We start from the raw sequence: 26,713 nt of genomic DNA on the forward strand, positions 1-26,713 counted from the left end.
AGCGGCCCGTTCCCGCCACCACGGCACGGACATGGGGTGCCCCGGCATCCGGGACACCCCACACCGTCACGGCCGAGGCCGAGCGCAGCAACAACGCTGACTACGGGCCGTGGTTAGCGGTCGTAGTCCTGGTTGAGGCGGTCTTCCATCTCGTCCGGCGTGTCGTGGGTGTCGTGACGCCCACGCTCGCGCGGCTGGGACGGGCGCTGCCCGGCCTTCTCACGGCCCTCGCCGGGGCGCTCGCCGGGGCGCTCGCCGGGACGCTCGCCCGGACGCTGCCGGCCCTGCTGCTGCCGCTGCTGCTCGGACGGGTCCTGGTACTTGTCCTTCATACCCATGCTGTTCACTCCCGTGTGGGTGAGATCCCCAAGTGGGCTAGGGGATCGGCCTCGACCAGATTCACACGGACGGTGACCCTGCGCATGTCGATCAGTGACGTTGCGTAGCCGGTGCGGATCGGTGCCGTTCGTCGGCCGCGCCACCCGCTCCGACCAGCCCGGTCCGCACCCCAGACAGCCGGTCCGCGAAGCGCCGTACCTCCCGCTGCCCCACGGTGCCCACGACACCCGGCAGCCACCCGCGCACGCCCTGCATACCGCGCAGCCACCACTGCCCGTACACGTGGGCGGCGCGCCGCTCGATCCCGGCCACGATCCGGTCCACCGCCGGCCCCAGCGGATAGGTCCGGCCGGCCGGCCACGGCAGCCGCTGCCTCAACTCCCGCATGACGTCGTCCTGATCGGCCCCGCGCACCATGTCGGTGTCGGTCCACGACAGGTAGGCGACGCCCACCCGCACGCCCCGGTGGCCGACTTCGGCCCGCAGGCTGTGCGCGTACGCCTCCACACCGGACTTGGAGGCGCAGTACGCCGTCATCATCGGCGCGGGTGTGATGGCGGCGAGCGAGGCGATCTGGAGCAGGTAGCCGCGGCTCGCGGTGAGCGCCGGCAGGAACGCCCGCCCGGTGACCGCCGATCCGATGAGATTGACCTCGATCACCCGCCGCCAGGAGTCGGGGTCGGAGTCGGCGAACGGACCACCGCTCGCCACACCCGCGTTGGCGACCACGATGTCGACCCTGCCGAACCGCTCCTCGACCTCCGCCGCGACCCGGGCCATCGCCTCGTGGTCGGTGACGTCGGCATGCCAGTGGGCGCTCTCGCCGTGCAGCCGCTTGCCGACTTGTTCGAGCAGGTCCGGCTCCAGGCCGACCAGCGCGACCTTCGCGCCCCGCGCGGACAGTTTGCGGGCGAGCAGTTCGCCGACGCCCCGCGCCGCCCCCGTGACGACCGCGACCTGCCCCTCCAGGCTCACCCTGCTCATGCGCCCTCCCTGATCCCTGCGTCGTCGTGCTGCTCGTGTGCGCGTCCACGGCCGGTGACTTGGCCGGGGACGTGATAGGCGGCCTGGCCGGGTACGTGACCGGTGGCCTGACCGGGTACATGGCCGGTCAGCCGACCGGGTACGTGACCGGCGACGAGTTCCCGGATCTTCCCGGTCACCAGTCCGGGTGCCTCCACCGGCGTCATGTGACCGAGCCCCGGAAGCTCGGTCAGACCAAGGCAGTTGGCCAGCGCGGCGGCCAGCGCCCGCGCGTGCCCCGGCGGGGTCAGCCGGTCGGCCGTGCCCGCGACGACCGCCACCGGAACCGTCAACTGCCGTACCTGGTCGTCGAGATCGAGCCGGTCCAGCACCTGCGACCAGGCGTGGCGCACCCGGCGCGGGCAGGCGTGCACGATCCGTGCGCACGCCTCGACCATGTGCGGCGCCGAACCGGGGCCCATCGTGGCGTACTTGAGGAACCGCCGGGCGAGCGGGGTGACCGGCCCGAGCGGTGCCCGGGAGCCGAGGACGCGCCGGGTCAGCCAGGTGCGCGGCCGGCCGGCCGGGATCGGTACGACGGTCGACCGGGCGACCAGCCGTGAACTGCCCGTGCTGCACAGCAGAACGGCCGCCGCGTGCTCCTGGAAGCCGGGCCGGCCGGCCGCGGCCATCACCGTCATCCCGCCCATCGAGTGGCCCGCGATCACCGCCTTCTCGCCGGGCGCGAGCGTCGCCGCGAGTACGGCTTCGAGGTCGTCGGCGAGCTCGTCGGTGCCGTATCTCCGGCCCGCCGGGCTGCGTCCGTGGCCGCGCTGGTCGTAGGCGATGACGCGGTGGTCGGCGGCCAGATCCCGGATCTGCGCGGCCCAGAAGGCGGTGGAACAGGTCCAGCCGTGGGCGAGGACGACGGCCGGGGCGGCGGGGTCGTCCACCGGCCCGTGCACCTCGACGTGCAGCCGGGCCCCGTCGGCGGAGACGGCGGTGAGTTCACGGGCCGGGACGGGAGGGGCGTACGGATCCGGGGCAGCGTGGTCTTCCGGGCGGCCCACGGCCGACCGGCGGGCGGGACGGCTCACGCGTCCACCTCCACGGTCCGCCGCGCTGGGGCCCGGCGGGCCGCGCCCTGGGACCCGGGCGCCCGGAGGACCTGGTACTCCGCGAGATCCACCCGCCGGGTGGCCTGCCGGAACTCGGTGGTCGTACCGGGCCAGACGGTGGTGTTGCGGCCGTTGGCGTCCAGGTACCAGCTGGTGCAGCCGCCGGTGTTCCACACCGTGCGCTTCATGCGGTCCTGCACCTTGCGGTTCCAGGCGTTCACGGCGCTGGGCCGGGCGTCGAGGGCGGCCCGGCCACCGAGGACGCTCAGTTGGCGCAGGTAGTCGGCCAGGTAGTTCAGCTGGGACTCGATCATCAGGATCATCGAGGAGTTCCCGAGGCCGGTGTTGGGGCCGATGATCGTCATCCAGTTCGGGAAGCCGGCCGCGGACGCCCCACGGAGCGCGGCCATGCCGTCCGTCCAGCTCTCGGCGAGCGTACGGCCGTCCACGCCGACGACCCGCTCGGCGATCGGCATGTCGGTGACGTGGAAGCCGGTCCCGAAGACGATCGCGTCCACCTCGGCCTCGGTGCCGTCGGCGGCGACGACGGTCGATCCGCGAACCTCGCTCAGTCCACTGGCGACGACGTCCACGTTGTCCTGCGCGAGTGCCGGATAGTATGTGCTGGACAGCAGTATCCGCTTGCAGCCGATGCGGTAGTCGGGGGTGAGCTTGGCCCGCAGCTCCGGGTCCTTGATGGCGCGGGACATGTTGAGCTCGGCCAGCCGCTCCACGAAACCGAGTTGGCCCGGATGCCTGGTGAACGCCTGGACCTGCAACTCCCGGATGCCCCAGAGCAGTCCGCGGCGCAGTTGCGCGGTCAGCGGCAGCGCGCGGTGCATCCGCCGTTCGACACTACTGATCTCGCGGTCGACGCGGGGCATCACCCACGGCGGGGTGCGCTGGAAGAGGGTGAGCCGGGCGACCTCGGGCTGGATGGACGGCACGATCTGGATCGCGGAGGCTCCGGTGCCGACCACGGCGACCCGCTTGCCCGCGAGGTCGTGGTCGTGGTCCCAGCGGGCGGAGTGGAAGACCTTGCCGGGGAAGGAGTCGAGCCCGGGTATGTCCGGGACCTTGGGTTCGGACAGCGGCCCGGTCGCGCCGACCACGACGTCGGCCGACAGGTTCCCGCTCGTGGTCTCGATGTCCCAGCGCAGCTTCTCGGCGTCCCAGGCCGTCCTCGTGACCTCGGAGTGGAAGCGCAGGTGCGGGCGGAGGCCGAAGACGTCCGTGACGTGTTCCAGGTAGGCGCGGATGTGCTCCTGCCCGGAGAAGGTGCGCGGCCAGTCGGGGTTGGGCGCGAACGAGAACGAGTACAGGTGCGAGGGCACGTCGCAGGCGCATCCCGGATAGCTGTTGTCGCGCCAGGTGCCGCCGACGCTGCCGGCCCGCTCCAGCACGACGAAGTCGGTGATCCCCTCCCGGCGCAGCCGCACGGCGGCGCCCAGTCCGCCGAAGCCGGACCCGATCACCGCCACCCGCACATGCCGGTCCTCGTGCCCATGCTCTTGCTCGTGCTCGGCCATTGAGCGCCCCTCCCATGACTCGCGTACAGCGACCCGCGTGCAGCCTTCAGCGACTCTGCCAGTGAACACTGGCGCAATGGGGAGGGTAGAGGAGGTCCGTACCGATCGGTAGGGGGCGGCAGAGGAAAAGTTACCGCCGGTACAACATAGGCTGCTCCCGTGGCAGGAGAAGGTGGAGCACGCGGCGGCCGACGCGAGTACCGCATGGAGGAGCTGGCCCGGCTGGCCGGCATCACCGTGCGCACCCTGCGCTTCTACCGCGAGCGCAAACTGCTCCCGCCACCGCGCCGCGAGGGCCGTATCGCCTGGTACGACGACCATCACCTGGCCCGCCTGCGCACGATCTCGGCGCTGCTGGAACGCGGTCACACGCTGAGCGGCATCGCCGAACTGGCGGAGGCCTTCGAACACGGCCGCGACGTCAGCGATCTGCTGGGCCTCGGCGCCCCCACCGAGGAGACCCCGGTCCGCCTGACCCCCGAGGAACTCGCCGACCACTTCGCGGGCGAGGTCACCGCCGAGAACCTGGCCGCCGCCATGGAACTCGGCTACCTGGGCACCGACGGCGACGAGATCGTCCACATCAGCCGCCGTCTGCTGGACGTCTCCGCCGCCCTGGTCCGCGAGGGCATCCCGCTCGCCGAAGTCCTCGAAGCCGGCCGCCGCGTCCGCGAACACGCCGACGCCCTAGCCGAACTCTTCACCGCCCTGATCCTGCGTCACGGCCCCGAGGACGACCTGAGGCGACTGCGGCCGCTGGCCAAGAGCGTGGTGGAGGCGGAAGTGTCGATGGCCCTGGACCGACGGCTGCGCAAACAGCCGTAGCGGTGGCCAGTGCTGCACTAGAGGTCGTACACGACCGTCACCGGGGCGTGGTCCGACCAGCGTTCGGCGTGCGTGTCCGCCCGCTCCACATACCCCTTGACGGCCTTGGCCGCGAGCCCGGGTGTGGCCACGTGGAGGTCGATCCGCCATCCCGTGTCGTTGTCGAAGGCCCGCCCCCGGTAGGACCACCAGGTGTACGGCCCTTCGCCGTCCGGGTGCAGTTCGCGCACGACGTCGGCGTACCCGCCGGCCTCGGGGGCGAAGACCGTGCTCAGCCACTCCCGCTCCTCGGGGAGGAAGCCGGAGTTCTTGGTGTTGCCGCGCCAGTTCTTGAGGTCGGCCTGCCGGTGGGCGATGTTCCAGTCGCCGCAGACGAGCACCTCGCGGCCGTCGGCGGCGGCCCGTTCGCGCAACTCCTTGAGATGGGCGAGGAACTCGTCCATGAACCGGACCTTCTCGTCCTGCCGCTCGGTGCCGACCTCACCGGAGGGCAGGTAGAGGCTGGCGACCGTGACGCCGGGCAGGTCGGCCTCGACGTAGCGCCCGCTGCCGTCGAACTCGGCGGATCCGAACCCGACCCGGACCCGGTCGGGTTCGCGGCGGGTGTAGAGGGAGACTCCGGCGCGGCCCTTGGCGGCGGCCGGCGCGTGCACGACGTGCCAGCCGTCCGGCGTGCGGACGCCCTCCGGCAACTGGTGCGGCTCGGCACGCACCTCCTGGAGGCACAGCACGTCGGCCCCGGTCCCCGCGAGCCACTCCACGAAGCCCTTCTTGGCGGCGGCACGCAGTCCATTCACATTGACGGAGGTCACAGTCAGCAAAACGCTCTCCTTGCCTTCACTGACGACCCCGTCCGGACGCATTGACGGAGGTCACGGTCAGCACCCGGGCACCCTACCGGCACACTGGACGAGGTCTTCCCGGAGGCCGCCCGCCCCGACACCCGCATCGACAGACGGTTCCCACATGAACATCCGCCCCGTGCCCTTCGACCACCCCGACGCCGTCAAGCTGAGCGACGAGGTACAGGCCGAGTACCACGTCCGCTACGGCGACGGCGGCGACGCCACGCCCCTCGACGCGGCCGACTTCCGGCCGCCGAACGGCGTGTACCTGATCGCCTACGACGAGGACGGCACCCCCGTCGCCACGGGCGGCTGGCGCAGCCGGGACAAGAACGCCGAGGGCAACGAGGACGGCGACGCCGAACTCAAGCGGATGTACGTGATCAAGTCGATGCGCGGCCGCGGTCTGGCCCGCCGCATGCTCGCCGCCCTGGAGGACGACGCCCGTGCCGCCGGGCGCGTGCGCATGGTCCTGGAGACCGGCGACCAGCAGCCGGAGGCCGTGGCCCTGTACGCCTCCAGCGGCTACGAGCCGTGCACGAAGTTCGGCTACTACCGCGAGTACGAGTCGAGCATCTGCCTGGCGAAGCAGCTCCGGTCCTGACGCGAGGCCCCTCCCGCCACAGCTTCGCGGGAGGGGCTCTCGCGCCTCACCCGGGCGGGACCGGCCGTGAGCCTGATCCGCTGACCGGCCATCACGCCCCCGGTCGCTCATACCGTTGGTCCCGTGAAACCCACGAGACACGTCAAAGCCCCGGTCGGTTTCCCGACCGGGGCTTTGAGCTGCGTGGACCTGAGGGGATTTGAACCCCTGGCCCCCTCGATGCGAACGAGGTGCGCTACCGGACTGCGCCACAGGCCCTTGCAACGAGTGAAACTCTAGCATCCTCGCCCGGGTGGTTGGTAATCCGTTCCCTGGCTGGTCAGGGGCCGGGGATCACTCGTTGGCCGCGCGGGGGCGGTCGCCGTCCTCGTACTGGTCGAAGAGCGGGGTGCGGCCGCGCTCGCGGGAGCGGCGGGCCGAGGCGGCACGGCGGGCGTCGGTGCGGCCGTCGTCGGCGGACTTGTCCTCGGCGTGCGGCGGGGGCGCGGCCGGGGCCGCCGCCTCCTGCTCCGGCACCGCGGCGGACGACCGCGCCGAACTCCAGGCGTCCGGAGCGCCGAGGTCCACGTCGGAAGTGGCCCGCGGGGCGACCGGGGCGGTGACGTAGGTGGGCAGCGGCACCGGCACCGGGTCCCAGCTGTCGCCCTGGCCGGGGCGGCGCTGGCGCTCGCGCTGCTGGTCGAGCCACTCGGCGTGGTCGGTCTGCTCGACCAGGGCGCGCCGGTCGGCGGCAAGGGAGGAGAGGCCCGGGTCCGTCTCCGGTTCCGGCCCCGCTTCCGGTTCGTCCGCGGCGGGGTCGAGGGGCGTGCGCCGACGCGGCTGGCGGCGGCTCTCACGCAGCCGCTGCGCGGCGACCTCGGCGCGGCGGCGGTCCATCTGGTAGGCGAAGCGGCGCCGCTCCTGGGAGCGCAGGTAGGCGATGTACGCGCTGAGCATCACGGCGGGCACTCCGGGCGCCCACAGGAAGGTGAGCCCGCCGACGGCGGCGACGATCGCGCCGAGGGTGAAGGCGAGGAAGAGGAGGACGGTGGTGCGTCTGCGGCGCGCGAGTACCTTCGAGCGCCGGGCACGCGCCGCGGACACCTCCGCGCGGGGCGTGCGCCGGGCCGCGGGGACCCGCGGACGCGCGGACGCGTCGGCGGGCGGGGCCGCCGCCGGGGACGCGGCCCGGGCGGCCGGTTTGCCGGTCCGGTCGCGCTCGTCGTGGCCGCGGACCGGCTCCCGTTCCTCCCGCGCCGGCGGCTGCTGCCGCTCCGGCGACCGGTCCGGGGGCATGGCGAAGGCCCGGACGTCCACCGAGTCGGTGACGGCGTCCGGCTTCCCGTCGGCGGGCTCCCCCTCCTCGGCGGAGCGCGCCCTGAGGTCCTTGGCGTACCGGCGCTCCATCCCCGCCCGTCCGGACAGGAACCGGATGGCGGTGCTGAAGCGTTCCGTCGGACGGGCCTCGTTCAGCTCGTCCTGCCTACGGAGCCACATCGGCACCAAGTAGGCGGCCCAGGCCCCGACGATGACTGCGTAGATGAGGCCGCTGCTGCTCACGCCTCACACGGTAGAGGGGTTTGCATGAGGCCATCTGCCAATTGCGCCGGTGTGTCGCACGATCTGGCTGATATTTCGAACTTTTTTTGCGATCGATGTGATCGGCAGGACGTCAAGGACGCGAATTCATTGCCACCCGGACGATCGCGAGCAGGTCCGGTTCGGATCGCAGGCCGATCAATTTCGAACATTCATTCAATTTCCGGGTGGGGCGGGATTCTCCCTCGGCACCCGCGGGGCCCGAGTGCGGCGCCAGCGGTTCAGCACCCCCTCGGGCACCTCTTCCGCGGTGAGCGCGAACACCATGTGGTCGCGCCACGCGCCGTCGATGTGGAGATAACGGGGCCGCAGACCCTCCTCGCGGAATCCGAGTTTCTCCACCACCCGCCGGCTCGGCCCGTTCTCGGGCCGAATGCAGACCTCGATGCGGTGCAGTCCGACGGTGCGGAAACAGTGGTCCACGACCATGGCCACGGCCGTCGGCATCACCCCGCGGCCGGCCACCGACTCGTCGACCCAGTAGCCGACGTGGCCCGAGCACATCGAGCCCCAGGTGATCCCGGCGACGGTCAACTGCCCGACCAGCCGCCCCTGGTACTCGATGACGAACGGCAGCATCCGGCCCGCGTGCGCCTCGGACCTGAGGTGGCGCACCATCTGCCGGTAGGTCGGCCGGTGCGTGATGGGCCCGCCGGGCGTGGGCGGCGGAATCGTCGCCTCCCAGGGCCTGAGCCAGTCCCGGTTGCGCCGGTTCACCTCGCGCCAGGCCCGCTGGTCGCGCAGCTTTATCGGCCGGAGGACGACATCGCCCTCCGCGAGCACGACGGGCCAGGATGGGCTGTTCAGCTCGCACCCCCACTACCGGCACCGGGTCTGACGTGGTCGCCGCCGCGCAGCTGGTCGACGGCGTGCGTCAACAGGGGTTCCAGGACGGCCAGTCCGTCCTTCACCCCGCCCGTGGAGCCCGGCAGATTGACGATCAGCGTCGCTCCCGCCACTCCGGCCAGCCCCCGGGACAGCGCCGCGGTCGGCACCTTCCGCATGCCGAACGCCCGGATGGCCTCCGCGATTCCCGGCACCTCGGTCTCGATCACCCGGCGGGTCGCCTCGGGCGTGCGGTCGGTGGGCGAGACGCCCGTGCCGCCGGTGGTGACGACGGCGTCGTAACCGGCCTCGACGGCGGCGCGCAGCGCGGCCTCCACCGGGTCTCCGTCCGGTACGACCCGCGGTCCGTCGACGGCGAAGCCGAGGCGCCGGAGGCCGTCGGCGACCAGCGGACCGCCGGTGTCCTCGTAGACCCCTGCGGCGGCCCGGTTGGAGGCCGTGACCACCAGAGCGCTGTACGGCGCGAGCAGTGCGCCTCCGGCCGATGCGTCCGATGTCATGCCCGGCTCCAGTCGCCCGACTTGCCGCCCGTCTTCTCCTCCACGCGCACGTCCGTGATGACCGCTCCCTTGTCGACCGCCTTGACCATGTCGATCACGGTGAGCGCGGCGACGGACACCGCGGTGAGCGCCTCCATCTCGACGCCTGTGCGGTCCGTGGTCCGCACCGTGGCCTCGATCTCCACGGCGTCGTCCGCGACCGACAGCTCCAGTCTCACACCCGACACCGACAGCGGGTGGCACAGCGGGATGAGGTCCGGGGTGCGCTTGGCGCCCATGATCCCGGCGATCCGCGCGGTGGCGAGGGCGTCGCCCTTGGGCACCCCCTCGCCGCGCAGCAGCTCGACCACGCGGGGCGAGACGAGGACGCGACCGCTGGCGCGGGCGGTGCGCGCGGTCACGTCCTTGCCGGAGACGTCGACCATGCGGGCGGCGCCCGCGTCGTCGATGTGCGTCAGCCGGTCCGGCGCTGGAGGTCCGGGGGTCTCCCCCCGGGAAGGCACAGTCATGATCGTGTGGAGCTCCCGGTCCGGGCCCGCCGCCGTGCGGCGCACGGGCCTGTTGTGCGCGACACGGTACCGCCACCCCGGACCGCTCAGCCGAGCAGGACCACCTCGACCTCGGCGCCGGGCTCGACGGACTCGGCGTCCTCGGGGACGACGATGAGCGCGTCGGCCAGCGCCAGGGCTGCGATCAGATGGGATCCGGCGCCCCCCACGGGCCTGACCTCGCCGTCGGCGTACACCCCGCGCAGGAACTGCCTGCGCCCCTTCGGCGAGCTCAGCGCCCGGTCCGCGGCCAGCGTCGCGCGCACGGTCGGCCGGTGGACGTCCTGAAGGCCCATCAGGGTACGGATGGCGGGGCGGACGAACAGCTCGAAGGAGACGTACGACGACACCGGGTTGCCGGGCAGGGCCAGCAGCGGGACGTGGTCGGCGCCGACGGTCCCGAAGCCCTGCGGCTTTCCGGGCTGCATGGCGAGCTTGCGGAACTCCACGCCGCCGCCCGGCTCGTCCTCGTCGCCGACGTCGGACAGCGCCTCCTTGACCACGTCGTACGCCCCCACGCTCACCCCGCCGGTGGTGACCAGCAGGTCGGCGCGGACGAGCTGGTCCTCGATGGTGGACCGCAGGATCTCGGCGTCGTCGGCGACGGCACCCACCCGGTAGGCGATGGCGCCCGCGTCCCGGGCGGCCGCGGTCAGGGCGAAGCTGTTGGAGTCGTAGATCTGGCCGTCGCCGAGCTGCTCGTCGGGCTGGACGAGTTCGCTGCCGGTGGACATCACCACCACGCGCGGGCGCGGGCGCACCAGGACCGTGCCGCGGCCGATCGCGGCGAGCAGCGCGATCTGCGGCGGCCCGAGGACCGTGCCGGCCCGCAGGGCGCGCTCGCCCGCCTCCACGTCGCTGCCCTTCGCGCGCACGTGCGCGCGCGCCCCGGCCGGCCGGTACACGCGTACGTGCCCGTCGGCGCCCTCGGGGGCGAGGCTGCGGGCGCGCATCGCGCTCACCGGGCCCTCGCCGAGCCCGCCGTCGGTCCACTCGACGGGGACGACCGCCTCGGCGCCTGGCGGCAGCGGGGCACCGGTCATGATCCGCGCCGCCTGTCCCGGTCCCACCCTGAGCAGGCCGGCCGCGCCCGCAGCGACGTCCCCGACGACCTCAAGGACGGCCGGGAACTCCTCGCTCGCGCCCGAGACGTCCGTGACCCGTACCGCGTAGCCGTCCATCGAGCTGTTGTCGAACGGCGGCAGCGAGAGCGGCACCGTGACGTCGTCGACCAGGACACAGCCCTGGGCGTCGAGCAGTTGCAGCTCGATGGGTTCCAGGGGGCGGACGGTGGTGAGGATGTCCTCCAGGTGCTCGTCCACCGACCACAGGTGGTCCGGGCCGGCGGTGCGGGGCTCGGCGCTGCTCAACGTCGTTACATCTCCTCGGCTACGTACCGCTGAAGCCAGGCCCTGAAGTCCGGGCCCAGGTCCTCACGTTCGCACGCGAGTCTGACAATGGCACGCAGATAGTCGCCACGGTCCCCGGTGTCGTAGCGGCGGCCCTTGAAAACAACGCCGTGCACCGGGCCGCCGGCCCGCTGCTCGTCGGTGGTCGCCGACGCGTGCGCCTCGGCCAGGTGCTGAAGGGCGTCGGTGAGCTGGATCTCACCGCCGCGGCCGGGCTCGGTCTTCCGGAGTATGCCGAAGATGTGCGGGTCGAGGACGTAACGGCCGATGATCGCGTAGTTGGAGGGGGCCTGCGCCACGTCCGGCTTCTCGACCAGACCGGTCACCTGGACGACGTCGCCGTCCTCGGTGGCCTCCACGGCCGCGCAGCCGTAGAGGTGGATCTGCTCGGGCGCGACCTCCATGAGGGCGATCACACTGCCGCCGTAGGTCTCCTGGACCTCGATCATCCGCTGGAGCAGCGGGTCGCGCGGGTCGATCAGGTCGTCGCCGAGCAGGACGGCGAAGGGCTCGCTGCCCACGTGCGGGGCCGCGCACAGCACCGCGTGGCCCAGGCCCCTGGGGTCGCCCTGGCGGACGTAGTGGATCGACGCGAGGTCGCTGGACTCCTGCACCTTGGCGAGCCGCTCGCCGTCGCCCTTCTTCTCCAGGGCCGACTCCAGCTCGTAGTTGCGGTCGAAGTGGTCCTCCAGCGGCCGCTTGTTCCGGCCGGTCACCATGAGGACGTCGTCGAGGCCCGCGGAGACGGCCTCCTCGACCACGTACTGGATCGCCGGCTTGTCGACCACCGGCAGCATCTCCTTGGGAGTGGCCTTGGTGGCCGGCAGGAACCGGGTACCAAGACCTGCCGCGGGAATGACAGCCTTGCTGATCCTGGGGTGCGCCTGTGTCATGGCCGCAACCCTATCCGCTGCCTTTGCGCGGAATCTGCCTCTCCGGTTAATTGACTCTCATATGAGCAGACATACCGGTATAAGGAAGGGTACGGAAGGACCAGTGAGCCACACCGGACGCGACGCCGAGCCTGCCAAGCGCACCTTGCGGCGGGAAATCCTCACGGTGAGGAAGACATTGACCGTGGATGAAGTGCGGGAGGCGGCGCACGCGCTGGCGGAGCGCGCCCTGGAGCTGCCAGAGCTGACGCGGGCGCGCACCATCGCCGCGTACGTTTCCGTGGGCACCGAACCGGGAACCCCGCCGCTCCTCGACGCGCTGCGCGCGCGGGGCACGCGCGTGCTGCTGCCCGCGCTGCTGCCCGACAACGACCTGGACTGGGGCGCGTACACCGGGGAGGGCTCCCTCGCGCGCGTGCAGCACAGCGGGAGGATGGCGCTGTTCGAGCCGGCCGGGGAGCGTCTCGGCCCGGACGCCGTGGCGACCGCCGACGTGGTCCTGCTGCCCGGCCTCGCCGTCGACGCGCGAGGGATGCGCCTGGGGCGCGGCGGAGGGTCCTACGACCGTGTCCTGGCCCGCCTGGAGGCGGCGCGGGCGCACCCCGCCCTCGTGGTCCTGCTGTACGACACGGAGGTCGTCGGGCACGTCCCCGCGGAGCCCCACGACCGGCCGGTGCAGGCCGTGGTGACACCTTCGGGGGTACGCCGCTTCACCTGACGCGCACGGCTTCCGGCACGGCCGACGCGGCTTCGGCCGCAGGCCCGGCTCGGGTACGGCACGCGGGTACGGCACGCGGGTACGGCACGCGGGTACGGCGAAGGCCCTCCACGCGCGCGTGGAGGGCCTTCGCCGCCGTTGTGGCCTCAGCGGCTCACGGCTTGAGCACCAGCGTGTCGCTCGTGCTCCTGTCGACCGCGTTCGGCGAGAAGGACCACGAGAGCAGCTCGCCCTTGGCCCACTTGTCCGTCTGGTCGGTGTAGTGGGCGCTGAAGGCGTGCCCGGAGGCGCCGGTGAGGTTGATCCACTTGGACTTGTCGAGGTCGTCGAGGTTGACCACCATCCGCATGGACGGCACCCACACCACGCCGTAGCCGCCGGCGGCGTTCCAGCCGGAGGCGTTGACCGCGGCCTCGCCGCCGCTCAGCTTCCAGGGACCGCGGTTGAGGACGTACTTCAGGACGCCGGGTCCCTCGGTGCCCAGGGTCTGGTTCTTCAGGAACAGGCGGTGCAGCCGGCCCCAGCTCCAGGTGTCGATGTCCTTGCCGAGCTTGGCGGTCAGTTCCCAGCGGGCGTCGATCATGGCGCGCTTGAACAGCTCGTCGCGGTTGTCCGCCTTGGGCCGGGTGCCCGACGCCGGGGTCTTCCACCAGTCGCTGTCCGGCTTCTCGACGAGCGCCCGGACCACCTCGAACCAGCGGTCGCCTCCGTCCGGCTGCGCCTGGTCGGCGTCGCGCTGACCGCACTCGCGGACCTTCTGGTTCTGGTCGGCCGGGCCCGTGTTGCCGGCCGGCTCCACCCACAGGCACTGGCCCTTGACCCGCAGCTCCTTGGGCAGCTTGTTGCCGAAGGCCAGCTTGAGGATGTTGCGCCAGACGGCGTTGAAGTACGCGGCGGCGGCCGAGTCGGCGTCCTGCGTGCGGTCCCAGCCCTCCAGCAGCTTCTGCGCCTCGCGGACGTCCTTGTCGCCGATGTCGATGTTCAGCAGCTTGGGCACCAGCAGTTTGGCGATCGCGCTGCTGTTGTCCATCTGCATCTGGCGCATGTCGTCGGTGGAGATCTTGCCGCCGCCGTCGATCTTCTGCTGGATCATGTCGGTGATCCGCCGGCTGCGGGTGCCGTAGCCCCAGTCCGTGGTGAGCGTGTACGGGTAGGACTTCGGGTCGACGACGGCCTGGTTGGCGGTGACGATGTAGCCGCGCTTGGGGTTGTACTCGTAGGGAAGTTCCTGAGGCTTGATGTAGCCGGTCCAGTCGTAGCCGGAGTCCCAGCCCGGCGACGGGAGGGAGCCGTCGTCGTTCTTCGCGCGCGTGGGGATGCGGCCGGGCAGCGTGTAGCCGATGTTGCCCTTGGTGTCGGCGTAGATCAGGTTCTGCGAGGGCACGTCGAACAGCTCCGCGGCCGACCGGAAGGAGTTCCAGTCCTTCGCGCTGTTCATGGCGAAGACGGCGTCCATGCTGGTGCCCGGCTCCAGCGCGGTCCACTTCAGGGCGATCGCGTAACCGTCGCCGCGGTCGGGCGCCGCGGTGGTGACCGTCGCCTTCTTGCCGACCGCCATCAGCTCGTCGGAGCGGTCGGACAGCAGGGGCATTCCGTCGCTGGTCTCGCGCACGACGATCGTCTTGGACTTGCCGCCGGCGACCTTGATGGTCTCCTGGCGGGTCCGGAACGGCACCGTCTTGTTGTCGCGCAGGTAGCCGTCGCCGCTGAGCTTCTCCAGGTAGAGGTCGGTGACGTCGACACCGGAGTTGGTCATGCCCCAGGCGATGTCCTGGTTGTGGCCGATGATCACACCGGGCATGCCCGCGAAGGTGTAGCCGGTGACGTCGTACGGGCACGCCTTGGAGAGTTCACGGCAGTGCAGGCCCATCTGGTACCAGACCGAGGGAAGCGAGGCCGACAGGTGCGGGTCGTTGGCGAGCAGCGGCTTGCCGGTGATCGTGTACCGCCCGGAGACGACCCAGGAGTTGGAGCCGATGCCGTTGCCGTTGACGCCGACGGCCGTCGGAAGGCCGTCCAGGACGTCGTGGAGGCCCATCAGCTGGCTCTGCACGTCGGAGGTGCCGCTCGCGTCCGTCGCGGTGCCGGTGCCGCCGCCCGTGCCCGACGAGTCGGCGGAACCGGACGTGCCGGTGCCGGTGCCGATTCCGGTCGAAGTGCCGGTGCCGGTGCCGGTGCCGGTCGAGGTGCCGCCGCTCGAGTCCGTGCCGCCGCTCGCTTCGAACGCCTGAGTAAGCGCGTTGTACTGGCCCTCGCTGACAATCGGCTTGTTCCGGCTGTACGGGTAGTCCGGGTAGAGATCCTTGATCTGCTTCGGGCCGAGGCGGCTGGTCATCAGCGCCCGGTCGATCTCGTCCTGCATGTTGCCGCGCAGGTCCCAGGCCATCGCCTTCAGCCAGGCGACCGAGTCGACCGGAGTCCACTGCCCGGGCTTGTAGTCGTTCGCGAAGCCCAGGGCCGCGTACTCCAGGGAGATGTCCTTGGCTTCACGCCCCTTGAGGTAGGCGTTGACTCCCTGGGAGTACGCCTGGAGGTACTTCTTGGTGGAGGCCGACAGCGTCTTGTCGTACTCCTGCCGGGCGACCCGGTCCCAGCCCAGAGTGCGCAGGAACTCGTCGTTCTTGATCTGGCCCTTGCCGAACATCTCCGACAGGCGCCCGGACGTCATGTGCCGGCGCACGTCCATCTCGTAGAACCGGTCCTGCGCCTGGACGAAGCCCTGCGCCATGAACAGGTCCTCCGAACTGGAGGCGTAGATCTGCGGAATGCCGTTTCCGTCCCGTTTGACGTCGACGGGTCCCGACAGGCCCTGCAGCGTGATGGTGCCCTTGGTCTGCGGGAAGGAGGCGCGCACGGTACTGACGGACCAGTAGGCGCCGTAGGCGGTGCCTCCGATGAGAGCCAGGACCAGGACAAGCGCGACCAAGCGGGCTTTTCGCCCCTTCTTCCTGCCGGACTTGCCGGCCTTGTCACCCGTTGAGGCGGTGGTGTTCGGGGGCATCGCTGTCCTTGCTGTCCTAACGCGAGCGGCAGGTCGGGCTGTGACTTCGAATGAGCGCTGGAGCAACCATAGGCGCAGGGCCCGGTAGCACTTGACGCGGAGTCGGGTCCAGCGGCGGCGAGACGTCTCCATCTCGTCACGGGACGCGTCAAGAAAGCGTCAAGAGTTAGGTAAGGTAACGAAGTAAACCGGGAACTCGCGGAAGGAACCGCTGCTGACTGTTCACCACCTCAACCAGCTCCTGCTCGCCTGCTCGGTCGTCCTGCTCGTCGCGGTCGCAGCGGTCCGGATCTCCTCGCGCAGCGGGCTCCCCAGCCTGCTCGTCTACCTGGGGATCGGCGTCGTCATGGGCTCGGACGGCCTTGGCCACATCCACTTCACCAACGCCGAACTGACCCAGGTCATCGGCTACGCGGCCCTCGTCGTGATCCTCGCCGAGGGCGGTCTCGGCACGAAGTGGAAAGAGATCAAGCCGGTCCTTCCGGCCGCCGCCACCCTGGCGGTGGTCGGCGTCGCCGTGAGTGTCGGCGTCACAGCGGCCGCCGCCCACTACCTCGCCGGCCTGGGGTGGAGTCAGGCGCTCATCATCGGCGCGGTGGTGTCCTCCACGGACGCGGCGGCCGTCTTCTCGGTGCTGCGCAAGATCCCCCTCCCCGCGCGCGTGACGGGCACGCTGGAGGCCGAGTCCGGCTTCAACGACGCCCCCGTGGTCATCCTGGTCGTCGCCTTCTCCACCGCGGGACCGATCGAGCACTGGTACGTCCTGGTGGGCGAGATAGCCCTGGAGCTGGCCATCGGCGCGGCCATCGGCCTGGCGGTGGGCTGGCTCGGTTCCTGGGGCCTGCGGCACGTCGCGCTGCCCGCCTCCGGCCTCTACCCGATCGCCGTCATGGCGATCGCCGTCACGGCGTACGCCGCCGGCGCCCTGGCCCACGGCAGTGGCTTCCTCGCCGTCTACCTCGCGTCGATGGTGCTCGGCAACGCCAAGCTGCCGCACTGGCCCGCCACCCGCGGCTTCGCCGAAGGGCTCGGCTGGATCGCCCAGATCGGCATGTTCGTCATGCTCGGTCTGCTGGTCACCCCGCACGAGCTGCTCGACGACGTCTGGCCCGCCCTCGTCATCGGCCTGGTGCTGACCATGGTCGCGCGACCGCTGGGCGTGGTGGCCAGCCTGCTGCCCTTCCGGGTGCCGTGGCAGGAGCAGGCCCTGATGTCCTGGGCCGGACTGCGCGGCGCCGTGCCCGTCATCCTGGCGACGATCCCCATGGTGAACGGGGTCGACGCCACCCACCGCATCTTCAACATCGTCTTCGTCCTGGTCGTCGTCTACACCCTCGTGCAGGGGCCGACCCTGCCCTGGCTCGCCCGCAAGCTGCGGCTGGGGTCCGGAGAGGAGGCCGCCGACCTCGGAATCGAGTCGGCGCCCCTGGAACGGCTGCGCGGCCACCTGCTGTCCGTCGCCATCCCCGCCGGGTCCCGGATGCACGGCGTCGAGATCAACGAGCTGCGGCTGCCGTCCGGGTCCGCGGTCACCCTGGTGGTCCGCGAGGGCAAGTCGTTCGTACCGCTGCCGACCACCACCCTGCGGCGCGGCGACGAACTCCTCGTCGTCGCCACCGACCCGGTCCGGGAGGCGGCCGAACAACGCCTGCGCGCGGTCGGCCGGGGCGGCAAGCTGGCCGGATGGCTGGGCGCCGACGGAGCGGGGGCGGGCAGTCGAGGCTGAAGGGGGGTCCCCGCGCCCCTGTACGATGAGGGGGCACCCTGATCGAACCAACTCTGCCTGACGCAGAGCTGGCGCGACCGTATGGCGGCCGGGCATCCCCCTCAGTGGGCGCCGGCATCTACCGCAGTCCGCGCAAGAGGACAGCTCTCGGCCGCGCCCGTACGCCCGGGCCCGTGCTACCAGGCGGCAGAAAGGCACGGGCCGTGGGATCCACGGTCACCAGCTCCGAACCGGCGCCGGCCGCGACGGCATCCTCCCGCCCTGGATACGGGCAGCTGCTGCGCACCCGCGGCGCCTGGACGTTCCTGCTCCCCGGTTTCGCCGCGCGCCAGCCGTTCGCGATGCTCACCATCTCCATCGTGCTGCTGGTGCAGCACACCACCGGCTCCTACGGCGCGGCCGGCGCCACCGCGGCCGTCACCGGCGTCTCCATGGCGCTGTTCGCGCCCTACAGCGGACGCCTCGCCGACCGCTACGGACAGCGCGCGGTACTGGTCCCCGGCGTTCTGGCGCACACCCTCGCGGGGCTGACGCTGACCGCGCTCGCCCTGGCGCACGCCCCCCTGTGGGCGCTGTTCGCGGCGGCCGTGCCGACCGGCGCCTCCGTGCCGCAGGTCGGCCCGATGGTGCGCGCCCGCTGGGGCGTCACGCTCAAGGACTCGCCGCTGATGACCACCGCGGCCGCCTTCGAGTCCGTCACCGACGAGCTGACGTTCGTCGTCGGCCCTCTCCTGGCGACCGCCCTGTGCACGGCCGTCACCCCGGCCGCCGGACTGGTGACGGAGGCCGCGCTGACCCTGGTCGGCGGTCTGCTGTTCGCCGCGCAGAAGCGCACCCAGCCGCCCGTCACCGGCGGGGGGCACGCGCGCGTGGAGCACACCTCCGCCCTGCGCCTCCCCGGGGTGCGGGTGCTGATCGCGACCTTCCTCGGCATCGGCTCGGTCTTCGGCGGCATGCAGGTCTCGCTGGCCGCGTTCACCGAGTCGATCGGCGAGCCCGGCCTCAACGGCGTGCTGTACGGAACCTTCGCCGCGGGCAACATGATCTCCGGCGTCGTCTGCGGCGCGATCGCCTGGAAGGCCGCCCCGCAGCACCGCCTCCTCGTCGGCTACACCGCCCTGGCGCTGGCCGCGTCCGCACTGTGGACCGCGCACTCGGTGCCGCTCCTGGCGGCGCTCGGCCTCCTGGTCGGCATGTGCATCGCACCCGCCCTGATCACCGGCTACACCCTGGTGGAGAGCCTGGTCCCGGCCGGCGCCCGCACCGAGGCGTTCACCTGGCTCACGGGCGCGATCGCGCTCGGCCAGGCGGCGGCGGTCACCGTCGCCGGGCAGCTGGAGGACCGCCTGTGGGGCGGCGCCGGATTCCTGGTGCCGATGACCGGCACGGTGCTCGCCCTTCTCGCCCTGGTCGCCCTCAGGTCGCGGCTCGCGGCCCGGTCGCAGAGCCGCACGGTCGCACGTGGCATCGGTCACCGCGCTCACGTCACAGTGGACTGATCCTCGGGAATACGTCACTATGGACCGTCGTTAGCACTCATCGAGTGAGAGTGCCAGGAGGAAGACAGTGCCCACCTATCAGTACCAGTGCACCGAGTGCGGCGAGGGCCTCGAGGCGGTGCAGAAGTTCACCGACGACGCGCTCACCGAGTGCCCCGGTTGCGGTGGCCGCCTGAAGAAGGTGTTCTCCGCCGTCGGCATTGTCTTCAAGGGATCCGGCTTCTACCGCAACGACAGCCGCGGCTCCTCGTCGAGCAGCAGCCCGGCGTCGTCGTCGAAGTCGTCGAGCCCGTCTTCCTCGGGTTCCTCGTCCTCCTCGTCGGGGTCGTCCTCCGGCTCGTCCTCGTCCTCGTCGTCGGGGTCGTCCTCGTCGTCCACGAGCTCGGCCGGCAGCTCCGCCGCCTGACGTCTTCCTTCCGGGACCCCGCCGTCGTGGGACGGTGGGGTCCTCGGCTTGTGCGCGGACGCTAGTGTGCTGGTCATGGCGAACGCAGAGATCGGTGTCATCGGCGGTTCCGGCTTCTACTCGTTCCTCGACGACGTGACCGAGGTCCGGGTGGACACGCCGTACGGGGCACCCAGCGACTCCCTCTTCCTCGGTGAGGTCGCCGGCCGGCGGGTCGCCTTCCTGCCCCGGCACGGCCGGGGCCACCACCTCCCGCCGCACCGCATCAACTACCGGGCCAACCTGTGGGCGCTGCGCTCCGTGGGCGTGCGCCAGGTGCTCGGGCCCTGCGCGGTGGGCGGGCTGCGCCCCGAGTACGGGCCGGGCACGCTGCTCGTGCCCGACCAGTTCGTCGACCGTACGAAGTCCCGGGCGCAGACCTACTTCGACGGGCTGCCGCGGCCCGACGGCACGGTGCCGAACGTCGTGCACGTCTCGGTGGCCGACCCGTACTGCCCGGTGGGCCGGACGGCCACGCTGAAGGCGGCGCGCGGGCGGGACTGGGACGCGGTGGACGGCGGCACTCTCGTCGTGGTGGAGGGGCCCCGCTTCTCGACCCGGGCCGAGTCGTTGTGGCACCAGGCGCAGGGCTGGTCGGTGGTGGGCATGACCGGCCATCCCGAGGCGGCGCTCGCCCGTGAACTGGAGCTCTGCTACACCTCGATGACGCTGGTCACCGACCTGGACGCGGGCGCGGAGACCGGCGAGGGCGTCTCGCACGAGGAGGTGCTGCGGGTGTTCGCGGCCAACGTGGAACGACTGCGGGGCGTTCTCTTCGACGCGGTGGCCGCGCTGCCCACGACCGAGCAGCGGGACTGCCTGTGCGCCGGCGCGCTGGGTGGGATGGACCCGGGGTTCGCGCTGCCGTAACGGGGCGGAATTGCTCCTTCGGGTGTGGGAGTTGTCCACAACCTGCGGGTAGCACACGGGCTCCGGCGGGCGGCGGCGCGATGCCTCATCGTGGGCGTGGCAAGCCGAAATCCCCGTCGCTGGTGGTGGTCCGCATGTCCCTGCCCTCTCCGTCCTCTCCGTCCTCTCCGTCCTCTGCGTCTTCGCCCTCTCCGTCTTCGTCCTGGCAGGCGTCGTCTTCTCCGGTGCCGTCTTCACCAGTGCCGCCCTCTCCCTTGCCCTCCCCGTCCCTGCCGTCCTCCCCGCTGCCCTCCCCTTTGCCGGGCCCCTCTGCTTCCTCGGCGCCGCTCACGCGGTCCTCTCTGTACGCGACCGGCACGGAAGTCCCGGCCACGTGTGAGGTACCGCACTTCGCGCCGGTGCGCGTGCGCGGCGGGCGGTACGGGCTGCGGCGGCTCGTACGGCACCGGGGGCGCGCGGTGGCGGCCGGGCTGGCCGTGACCGCGGCCGCGCTCGTGGCGGCGGGCCCGCGGGATGCTCCGGACCCGCCTCGCGGCGGACCGGCGCGTGGACACCCGGCTCCGGCCGACGGAGCCGGTCAGACCGACGGTCGCCGCGGCGCGGACGAGGTGCGCACGGTGATCGCGCCCGTGCGCATCGCGGACGCGGCCACGGTCCGGCTGCTGCGCCCGGGCGACCGGGTCGACGTGATCGCCGCGGAGGATCCGGCGACGGGCGGGCAGGCCCGGGTGGTCGCACACGGGGCCCGGGTGGCCAAGGTTCCGGAGCCCGTGGACGACGGGGCCGGGGGCGGGGCGCTGGTCGCGCTGTCGGTACCGCGCTCCACCGCGGCGGGGCTGGCCGGGGCGAGCGCGACGGCCAGGCTGGCGGTGACCCTGTGGTGAGCCGTAGGTTGCGGAGCTGTTCGTTCCGCACGTCGAAGTTGCATGTCCAAGGAGGGGCCCCAGGTGAGCGACAAGAAGGACCCGAGTGTCTGGCAGGGCTTCAAAGCCTTCCTGATGCGCGGGAACGTCGTCGATCTGGCAGTAGCGGTGGTCGTCGGCGCCGCCTTCACCAACATCGTCAACGCGGTGGTGAAGGGTGTGATCAGTCCGGTCATCGGAGCGATCGGCACCAAGAACCTCGACCATTACGACTCGTGCCTGAGCGCCACCTGCAAGGGCGATCAGGGCATCCAGATCATGTGGGGTGCGGTCCTCGGGGCCGCTCTCCAGTTCCTGATCACCGCCGCGGTGGTCTACTTCCTGATGCTCCTGCCCATGGCGAAGTTCCTGGCCCGCCAGGAGGCGCGGAAGAAGGCCAGGGAGGGCACGGAGGAGGTCGTGGAGGTGACCGAGCTGGAGGTGCTCAAGGAGATACGCGACGAGCTGGTCGCCCGGCGCCGCTCCGGATACGGCGAGCGGTAGCGTCCGCGGTCCGGCGGGGCCCGCACGCCTCAGAGGTGGTGGGGAGGCTTCTCGTCCAGGAAGCGCTTGAGGTCGGCGGCGGAGTCGCCTTCCGTGCGCTCGCCCCACCCGCGGTCGGTGTCGTCCGTGGACTGCTGGTTCAGCGGGTCGTCGAAGATCAGCGCGGTCTTCGGGTCACGCGGTTCGGGGGCGGGCTCGGGGGCGGTACTCATGCCTCAAGGGTACGGTCCGCGGCAGGCGGCGTGACGTCGCACGCCGTTCCTCCGAAGAGGCCCGTCACCGCGTCTCGCCCGGGAGACTGGCTCCCATGACAGTGGACGCTCTGACGGACGTCGAAGGCCTGCGGGTGGGACATGCGACGCGCTCGGGTGGCGGTTGGCTCACCGGCACGACGGTCGTGCTCGCGCCGGAGGGCGGCGCCGTCGCCGCCGTGGAGGTGCGCGGCGGCGGCCCCGGAACCAAGGAGACCGACGCCCTCGATCCGCGCAACCTGGTGCGGACGGTGGAGGCGGTCGTCCTGACCGGCGGCAGCGCCTACGGGCTGGACGCCGCCTCGGGGGTGATGGCCTGGCTGGAGGAGCGGGGGCGCGGGGTCAGGGTCGGCCCGGAACCTTCGCACGTCGTACCGGTCGTACCCGCCGCCTGCGTGTTCGACCTGGGCCGCGGCGGTGACTTCCGGGCCCGGCCGGACGCGGCCACCGGGCGCGCCGCGGTCGAGGCCGCGGCGGCGAGCGAGGCCGGTGGACGCGTGCCGGAGGGATGCGTGGGCGCCGGGACCGGAGCGGTCGTGGGACCGCTCAAGGGAGGAGTCGGCACGGCGAGCACGGTGCTCGACTCGGGCATCACCGTGGCCGCGCTGGCGGTGGCCAACGCGGTGGGGTCGCCGGTCGATCCGGAAACGGGGGTGCTGTACGGGGAGTTGTTCCAGGGACCGGTGGACTATCCCGAAGCGCGGGTGCACGAGGCCGCGCGGCGGCGCCTCGCCGAGGCCGCCGCGAGGAACGCGCCACCCCCGCTGAACACCACCCTGGCGGTGGTCGCCACCGACGCGGACCTGACCAAGGCGCAGGCGCAGAAGCTGGCCGGCACGGCGCACGACGGCATCGCGCGCGCCGTACGTCCGGTGCACCTGCTCAACGACGGCGACACGGTGTTCGCGCTGGCCACCGGGGCGCGTCCGCTCGACCCCGGCTCCCCGCTCGCCCTGAACGAGATCCTCGCGGCGGGCGCGGACCAGGTGACCCGCGCGATCGTCCGCGCGGTACGGGCGGCCGAGGCGGTGACCGGACCTGGCGGGGACTGGCCGGCCTACGAGGAGCTGTACGGCGCCCGTTGACCTCCGGCACCGTCCTCTGGTCGACCCCTGCCCCACAACGCCCTGTTGACCAGCGGATTTTGACGGAACAACGGCTCACACGGGAACTTCTCGCGCGGGCCGGCCGTTTTCCCCGTGGACGTTTTCTCGGTTCGCGGACATGATGCTCGACCGAGGGGCTACGGTATGCACCCACAAGGTGACATGCAGCAACGCCGGGAGAAACCTTGAGCGTTCCGTACGAGACGACTGCGTACGAGCCACGCGAGTCGCCCGGGTCTCCGGAGGAGCACCTCGCGCGACTGCTGGGCCGCGCCCTGAACTCCTTCGAGTTACCCGACGAGACCATACGGCGGCTCGACTGCGCCCTGGCCTACGACGGTTCGCTGCACTCGGCGCATCACAGCGCCGGACTGCACCGGGAGACCTACCGGCACACCTGGCTGCTCGCCGACGGCTCGGCGCTCACCCTCTGGGAGCTGGTGCACAACACCGCACCGGGCAGCGAGGTGCAGCACGAGGTGTACGACGACGAGGAGGAGTTGAGCACCGCCACGGCACGGCTGCCGCTCCCGCCGGACGCGCCGGAGTTCGAGCTGCCGGTACTGGTCCAGCTCTCGCCGCCGCCCCAGGCACGGCACGCGTACGCGTCCGACGACTCCGCCGACCACGCACGCCGTCTGCTGCGGCGCGCGGAGAACGCCGACCGGCCGGGCGCGGATGTCGCGTCGCTGCTGGCGGCGGCGTCCGGTCACCGGATCACCCAGGCCTTCGGCCGCCCCTGCCGCGCGGGCCGCGCCGGGCTGTGCTTCTCGCTCTACGAGCATGCGTTCCTGCTGGACGACGGCGTGGAGATCTCGCTCTGGGAGGTCGAGCACACGGCGACCCCGGACGGTCGCCACATGTGCGAGGTGTACGTGACGGAGGACGCGGCCCGCGGCGCGATGGAACGGCGCGCGGCGCAGATGTCCTAGACCTCGTCGGCCGGTGCCGACGGGTACGGCGTGGAAGCCACCGCCGCCCGCTCCGCCGCGGTGAGCCTCAACGGCCGTTGCCGAGCCGACGCACCAGGCCCGCGAAGGCGTCCTTCTCCTCCGGGGTCAGTTCCACGAACTCCCGGCCGGGTCCTGCCCCTCGCTGGAGCGGGAGGCCCGACAGCCTCGGGGCGGACTGCTGTCGAGCGGTCTCGAGGCGGATGTCGCGCCGGATGCGGGCCAGGCCGATCAGGCAGGCGACGGTCAGCGCGGCGGGGACGGCCACACCTATCCACATCAGGGTCGAGACATGCTGAGGCATGTGCTCAGTAGACACCACGGTCCGGGACTTTGGCCCCGGACCGTGATGTATCTCGCAGGTGCCGTGAACAACTCACAGTGCGCCAAAGGGACAAGGGCGCAGGAGGGAGCTGCTCAGGCCGCCACCGGCTGCTTCCGGTCGGCAGGCTCGGCCGGCGCGCCCTCGCCCGCCTCGGCGGCCGTCGCGCCCACCGGCTTGCGCAGGGTCTTCAGGGCGACCACCAGGGCGGTGGTCACGCACACGCCCGCCGCGATGGCGATCAGGTAGAGGAACGGGTTGCCGATCAGCGGGACCACGAAGATGCCGCCGTGCGGAGCACGGAGCGTGGCGCCGAAGACCATCGACAGGGCGCCGGTGAGCGCGCCGCCGACCATCGACGACGGGATGACGCGCAGCGGGTCGGCCGCCGCGAACGGGATGGCGCCCTCGGAGATGAAGGAGGCGCCCAGGACCCAGGCGGCCTTGCCGTTCTCCCGCTCGGTGTGGGTGAACAGCTTGCCGCGCACGGTCGTGGCCAGCGCCATCGCCAGCGGCGGGACCATGCCGGCCGCCATCACCGCGGCCATGATCTTCATCGCGGAGTCGCTGGGGTCGGAGACCGCGATACCGGCGGTGGCGAAGGTGTAGGCGACCTTGTTGACCGGACCGCCGAGGTCGAAGCACATCATCAGGCCGAGCAGCGCGCCGAGCAGGACGGCGTTGGTGCCGGTCAGTCCGTTCAGCCAGTCGGTCATGCCCTTCTGCGCGGTGGCGATGGGCTTGCCGATGACCACGAACATCAGGAACCCGACGACCGCCGAGGAGATCAGCGGAATCACCACCACCGGCATGATGCCGCGCAGGGCCGCCGGAATGCGCACCTTCTGGATCGCCATCACCACACCACCGGCGATCAGACCGGCCGCCAGACCGCCGAGGAATCCGGCGTTGATGGTGAGCGCGATCGAGCCGCCGACGAAGCCGGGGACGAGTCCGGGGCGGTCCGCCATGCCGTAGGCGATGTAGCCGGCCAGCACCGGGACGAGGAAGGCGAAGGCCACACCGCCGATCTGGAACAGCAGGGCTGCCCAGCTGTCGGCCTGGGTCCAGACGAAGTGGTCCATCACCGACGGCGCCTTGTTGATCTTGTAGCCGCCGATCGCGAACCCGAGGGCGATCAGCAGACCACCCGCGGCGACGAAGGGAACCATGTAACTGACGCCGGACATGAGCCACTTGCGCAGCTTCGTGCCGTAGCCCTCACCCGCTTCGCCGGCCCGCTCGACCGGCGTGCCGCCCGGCGCGGGCGCCGCGCTCACCTCACCGCGCGCGGCCTTGCCGCGGACCTCGGTGATCAGTTCGCCGGGCCGGTTGATGCCCGCCTTCACGCCGACGTCGACGACCGGCTTCCCGGCGAAGCGGTCCTTGTCGCGTACGGGGACGTCGTGGGCGAAGATCACGCCGTCCGCCGCCGCGATCACCGCCGGGTCGAGCCGGGTGAAGCCCGCCGAACCCTGGGTCTCGACGACGACCTCGACGCCCGCCTCACGACCGGCGTTCTCCAGCGACTCGGCCGCCATGTAGGTGTGCGCGATACCGGTGGGGCAGGAGGTGACGGCGACGATCCGGAACGGACGCTCGCCCTCGCCGCTCGCGTCGGCGGCGCTCACGTCCTCGGCGCTCACATCCGTGGCGCTCACGTCGGTGACGCTCGCGTCCGTGGCGCTCGCGCCCGGTGCCGGGGCCGTGCTGCCCGCCACGGCGCCGGAGGAGGCCGCCCCCGGCGTCGCGGCGGTGCCTTCGGGAGCGTCCTGCGCCTCGGCGGAGGCGCCTTCGGTGGTCGCGGCGGTGCCCTCGGTTCCTGCCGTGGCCTCGCCCGGAGTCTCGTCCCCGCGGATGAGCGCGGCAGCGGCCGCCGCGTTGTCCACCGAACGGAGCGCGGAGGTGAACTCGTTGTTCATCAGCTGCCGGGCCAGCGACGACAGAATCTTCAGGTGGGCGTCGTCGGCGCCGGACGGGGCCGCGATCAGGAAGATCAGGTCGGCGGGGCCGTCCGCCGCGCCGAAGTCGATCCCGGCCGCGCTGCGCCCGAAGGCGAGCGTCGGCTCGACGGCGTGCTCGCTGCGGCAGTGCGGGATGCCGATTCCGCCGTCGAGGCCGGTCGGCATCTGCGCCTCGCGGGCGGCCACATCGGCGAGGAAGCCCTCCAGATCGGTCACCCGGCCCAGGGAGACCATCCGTTCGGCGAGGGAGCGCGCCGCCGCTTGCTTGGTGTCGGCGGACAGGTCGAGGTCGACCAGGTCCGCGGTGATCATGTCGCTCATCGCGGGCTCCTTAGCGCGCGTATCGCCCGGTCAGTGGGGTGGGCGGGGGCGGGGACGGGGGCAGTACGGGGAGAGTCGGAAGCGGTGCGGGGAAGGTCGGAAGCGGTGCGGGCCGGCGGAGGCGTCGTACGGCACCG

General features: G+C 71.9%; 26 protein-coding genes and 1 tRNA gene. 11 read left to right on the forward strand and 16 right to left on the reverse strand.

The features are described from left to right. Positions 1–113: 113 nt before the first annotated feature. From ACWC91_RS20970 to ACWC91_RS20985, 4 genes are all read right to left on the reverse strand, one after another. Positions 114–338, reverse strand: coding sequence for a hypothetical protein (locus ACWC91_RS20970; RefSeq protein WP_225074746.1), 225 nt, complete (start codon positions 336–338; stop codon positions 114–116). Between the two features lie 91 nt (positions 339–429). Continuing rightward, the gene (locus ACWC91_RS20975) at positions 430–1,323 is read right to left on the reverse strand and encodes an SDR family oxidoreductase (RefSeq protein WP_225074745.1); all 894 of its coding nucleotides are present in this window, start codon (positions 1,321–1,323) and stop codon (positions 430–432) included. Beyond that, a complete protein-coding gene (locus tag ACWC91_RS20980; protein ID WP_450643453.1) occupies positions 1,320–2,372 on the reverse strand; it encodes an alpha/beta fold hydrolase in 1,053 nt (350 codons plus the stop codon). Before ACWC91_RS20980 ends, ACWC91_RS20975 begins: the two co-directional genes overlap by 4 nt. Before the next feature lie 23 nt (positions 2,373–2,395). Continuing rightward, positions 2,396–3,949, reverse strand: coding sequence for a flavin-containing monooxygenase (locus tag ACWC91_RS20985; RefSeq protein WP_450643450.1), 1,554 nt, complete (start codon positions 3,947–3,949; stop codon positions 2,396–2,398). A 204-nt stretch (positions 3,950–4,153) separates the two neighbouring features. Between ACWC91_RS20985 and ACWC91_RS20990 the strand changes: the two genes are divergently transcribed. Continuing rightward, entirely contained in the window at positions 4,154–4,774 is a 621-nt protein-coding gene (locus ACWC91_RS20990; protein WP_450643454.1) for a MerR family transcriptional regulator, read from the forward strand. A gap of 17 nt (positions 4,775–4,791) precedes the next feature. Here the strand turns inward: ACWC91_RS20990 and ACWC91_RS20995 are convergent, their stop codons facing one another. After that, on the reverse strand, positions 4,792–5,595 hold the full coding sequence (locus tag ACWC91_RS20995) for an exodeoxyribonuclease III (RefSeq protein WP_450643451.1): 804 nt from the start codon (positions 5,593–5,595) through the stop codon (positions 4,792–4,794). Positions 5,596–5,740: 145 nt separating this feature from the next. Here ACWC91_RS20995 and ACWC91_RS21000 point away from each other — a divergent pair, with 145 nt between their 5' ends. Further along, a complete protein-coding gene (locus ACWC91_RS21000) occupies positions 5,741–6,223 on the forward strand; it encodes a GNAT family N-acetyltransferase (protein ID WP_225074742.1) in 483 nt (160 codons plus the stop codon). 184 nt (positions 6,224–6,407) lie between these two features. On the opposite strand, the gene ACWC91_RS21005 is transcribed toward ACWC91_RS21000, so the two are convergent. From ACWC91_RS21005 to galU, 7 genes are all read right to left on the reverse strand, one after another. Continuing rightward, positions 6,408–6,481 (reverse strand) — tRNA-Ala (locus ACWC91_RS21005). A 75-nt stretch (positions 6,482–6,556) separates the two neighbouring features. Next, positions 6,557–7,762: a divisome protein SepX/GlpR gene (gene sepX, locus ACWC91_RS21010; RefSeq protein WP_225074741.1), complete on the reverse strand. Its 1,206-nt coding sequence runs from the start codon at positions 7,760–7,762 to the stop codon at positions 6,557–6,559. Between the two features lie 195 nt (positions 7,763–7,957). Beyond that, positions 7,958–8,584 carry a GNAT family N-acetyltransferase gene (locus tag ACWC91_RS21015; RefSeq protein ID WP_281157328.1) on the reverse strand — a complete coding sequence of 209 codons (627 nt, stop codon included), beginning with the start codon at positions 8,582–8,584 and terminating at the stop codon, positions 7,958–7,960. Positions 8,585–8,604: 20 nt separating this feature from the next. Next, entirely contained in the window at positions 8,605–9,147 is a 543-nt protein-coding gene (locus ACWC91_RS21020) for a MogA/MoaB family molybdenum cofactor biosynthesis protein (RefSeq protein ID WP_225074739.1), read from the reverse strand. Next, positions 9,144–9,656 carry a cyclic pyranopterin monophosphate synthase MoaC gene (gene moaC, locus ACWC91_RS21025; RefSeq protein WP_141360336.1) on the reverse strand — a complete coding sequence of 171 codons (513 nt, stop codon included), beginning with the start codon at positions 9,654–9,656 and terminating at the stop codon, positions 9,144–9,146. Before moaC ends, ACWC91_RS21020 begins: the two co-directional genes overlap by 4 nt. A gap of 86 nt (positions 9,657–9,742) precedes the next feature. Next, positions 9,743–11,065 carry a molybdotransferase-like divisome protein Glp gene (gene glp, locus ACWC91_RS21030; RefSeq protein ID WP_376500258.1) on the reverse strand — a complete coding sequence of 441 codons (1,323 nt, stop codon included), beginning with the start codon at positions 11,063–11,065 and terminating at the stop codon, positions 9,743–9,745. A gap of 5 nt (positions 11,066–11,070) precedes the next feature. Next, positions 11,071–11,997: a UTP--glucose-1-phosphate uridylyltransferase GalU gene (gene galU, locus ACWC91_RS21035; protein ID WP_450644826.1), complete on the reverse strand. Its 927-nt coding sequence runs from the start codon at positions 11,995–11,997 to the stop codon at positions 11,071–11,073. Positions 11,998–12,100: 103 nt separating this feature from the next. Between galU and ACWC91_RS21040 the strand changes: the two genes are divergently transcribed. After that, positions 12,101–12,715 (forward strand): 5-formyltetrahydrofolate cyclo-ligase, encoded by a 615-nt coding sequence (locus tag ACWC91_RS21040; RefSeq protein ID WP_225074736.1) that lies wholly within the window; start codon positions 12,101–12,103, stop codon positions 12,713–12,715. Positions 12,716–12,869: 154 nt separating this feature from the next. On the opposite strand, the gene ACWC91_RS21045 is transcribed toward ACWC91_RS21040, so the two are convergent. Then, positions 12,870–15,716 (reverse strand): penicillin acylase family protein, encoded by a 2,847-nt coding sequence (locus tag ACWC91_RS21045; RefSeq protein WP_281157325.1) that lies wholly within the window; start codon positions 15,714–15,716, stop codon positions 12,870–12,872. 214 nt (positions 15,717–15,930) lie between these two features. On the opposite strand from ACWC91_RS21045, the gene ACWC91_RS21050 reads away from it, so the two are divergent. The 6 genes from ACWC91_RS21050 to mscL all read left to right on the forward strand — a co-directional run bounded on the left by ACWC91_RS21050 (position 15,931) and on the right by mscL (position 21,662). Continuing rightward, positions 15,931–17,442, forward strand: coding sequence for a potassium/proton antiporter (locus ACWC91_RS21050; protein WP_141360331.1), 1,512 nt, complete (start codon positions 15,931–15,933; stop codon positions 17,440–17,442). A 203-nt stretch (positions 17,443–17,645) separates the two neighbouring features. Further along, complete coding sequence (locus ACWC91_RS21055; protein ID WP_450643764.1) at positions 17,646–18,941, forward strand: MFS transporter; 1,296 nt, start codon at positions 17,646–17,648, stop codon at positions 18,939–18,941. 67 nt (positions 18,942–19,008) lie between these two features. After that, positions 19,009–19,347 (forward strand): FmdB family zinc ribbon protein, encoded by a 339-nt coding sequence (locus ACWC91_RS21060; RefSeq protein ID WP_281157324.1) that lies wholly within the window; start codon positions 19,009–19,011, stop codon positions 19,345–19,347. Between the two features lie 75 nt (positions 19,348–19,422). Then, entirely contained in the window at positions 19,423–20,256 is an 834-nt protein-coding gene (locus tag ACWC91_RS21065; protein ID WP_141360328.1) for an S-methyl-5'-thioadenosine phosphorylase, read from the forward strand. A gap of 296 nt (positions 20,257–20,552) precedes the next feature. After that, on the forward strand, positions 20,553–21,140 hold the full coding sequence (locus ACWC91_RS21070) for a hypothetical protein (protein WP_450643765.1): 588 nt from the start codon (positions 20,553–20,555) through the stop codon (positions 21,138–21,140). Between the two features lie 63 nt (positions 21,141–21,203). Beyond that, entirely contained in the window at positions 21,204–21,662 is a 459-nt protein-coding gene (gene mscL / locus ACWC91_RS21075) for a large conductance mechanosensitive channel protein MscL (RefSeq protein WP_225074732.1), read from the forward strand. Between the two features lie 29 nt (positions 21,663–21,691). On the opposite strand, the gene ACWC91_RS21080 is transcribed toward mscL, so the two are convergent. Continuing rightward, positions 21,692–21,874 (reverse strand): hypothetical protein, encoded by a 183-nt coding sequence (locus ACWC91_RS21080; protein ID WP_281156802.1) that lies wholly within the window; start codon positions 21,872–21,874, stop codon positions 21,692–21,694. Between the two features lie 95 nt (positions 21,875–21,969). Between ACWC91_RS21080 and ACWC91_RS21085 the strand changes: the two genes are divergently transcribed. Together ACWC91_RS21085 and ACWC91_RS21090 are read left to right on the forward strand one after the other, a co-directional pair. Continuing rightward, positions 21,970–22,998, forward strand: a complete 1,029-nt coding sequence (locus ACWC91_RS21085; RefSeq protein ID WP_281156803.1) for a P1 family peptidase — start codon at positions 21,970–21,972, stop codon at positions 22,996–22,998. A gap of 206 nt (positions 22,999–23,204) precedes the next feature. Then, positions 23,205–23,951 carry a DUF6227 family protein gene (locus ACWC91_RS21090; RefSeq protein WP_141360324.1) on the forward strand — a complete coding sequence of 249 codons (747 nt, stop codon included), beginning with the start codon at positions 23,205–23,207 and terminating at the stop codon, positions 23,949–23,951. A 67-nt stretch (positions 23,952–24,018) separates the two neighbouring features. On the opposite strand, the gene ACWC91_RS21095 is transcribed toward ACWC91_RS21090, so the two are convergent. Both ACWC91_RS21095 and ACWC91_RS21100 read right to left on the reverse strand, forming a co-directional pair. Continuing rightward, positions 24,019–24,273 carry a hypothetical protein gene (locus ACWC91_RS21095; protein ID WP_225074729.1) on the reverse strand — a complete coding sequence of 85 codons (255 nt, stop codon included), beginning with the start codon at positions 24,271–24,273 and terminating at the stop codon, positions 24,019–24,021. A gap of 113 nt (positions 24,274–24,386) precedes the next feature. Further along, complete coding sequence (locus tag ACWC91_RS21100) at positions 24,387–26,576, reverse strand: fructose-specific PTS transporter subunit EIIC (RefSeq protein WP_225074728.1); 2,190 nt, start codon at positions 26,574–26,576, stop codon at positions 24,387–24,389. Positions 26,577–26,713 lie beyond the last annotated feature (137 nt).

Source organism: Streptomyces sp. NPDC001204 (genome assembly GCF_053598035.1).

What these genes read in the sequence shown, in the direction of transcription:
- ACWC91_RS20970 (WP_225074746.1), bottom strand. Translation starts at nt 338, where the DNA reads ATGGGTATGAAGGACAAGTACCAGGACCCGTCCGAGCAGCAGCGGCAG.
- ACWC91_RS20975 (WP_225074745.1), bottom strand. Translation starts at nt 1,323, where the DNA reads ATGAGCAGGGTGAGCCTGGAGGGGCAGGTCGCGGTCGTCACGGGGGCG.
- ACWC91_RS20985 (WP_450643450.1), bottom strand. Translation starts at nt 3,949, where the DNA reads ATGGCCGAGCACGAGCAAGAGCATGGGCACGAGGACCGGCATGTGCGG.
- ACWC91_RS20990 (WP_450643454.1), top strand. Translation starts at nt 4,154, where the DNA reads ATGGAGGAGCTGGCCCGGCTGGCCGGCATCACCGTGCGCACCCTGCGC.
- ACWC91_RS21000 (WP_225074742.1), top strand. Translation starts at nt 5,741, where the DNA reads ATGAACATCCGCCCCGTGCCCTTCGACCACCCCGACGCCGTCAAGCTG.
- ACWC91_RS21020 (WP_225074739.1), bottom strand. Translation starts at nt 9,147, where the DNA reads ATGACATCGGACGCATCGGCCGGAGGCGCACTGCTCGCGCCGTACAGC.
- moaC (WP_141360336.1), bottom strand. Translation starts at nt 9,656, where the DNA reads ATGACTGTGCCTTCCCGGGGGGAGACCCCCGGACCTCCAGCGCCGGAC.
- galU (WP_450644826.1), bottom strand. Translation starts at nt 11,997, where the DNA reads ATGACACAGGCGCACCCCAGGATCAGCAAGGCTGTCATTCCCGCGGCA.
- ACWC91_RS21045 (WP_281157325.1), bottom strand. Translation starts at nt 15,716, where the DNA reads ATGCCCCCGAACACCACCGCCTCAACGGGTGACAAGGCCGGCAAGTCC.
- ACWC91_RS21065 (WP_141360328.1), top strand. Translation starts at nt 19,423, where the DNA reads ATGGCGAACGCAGAGATCGGTGTCATCGGCGGTTCCGGCTTCTACTCG.
- ACWC91_RS21080 (WP_281156802.1), bottom strand. Translation starts at nt 21,874, where the DNA reads ATGAGTACCGCCCCCGAGCCCGCCCCCGAACCGCGTGACCCGAAGACC.
- ACWC91_RS21085 (WP_281156803.1), top strand. Translation starts at nt 21,970, where the DNA reads ATGACAGTGGACGCTCTGACGGACGTCGAAGGCCTGCGGGTGGGACAT.
- ACWC91_RS21095 (WP_225074729.1), bottom strand. Translation starts at nt 24,273, where the DNA reads ATGCCTCAGCATGTCTCGACCCTGATGTGGATAGGTGTGGCCGTCCCC.
- ACWC91_RS21100 (WP_225074728.1), bottom strand. Translation starts at nt 26,576, where the DNA reads ATGAGCGACATGATCACCGCGGACCTGGTCGACCTCGACCTGTCCGCC.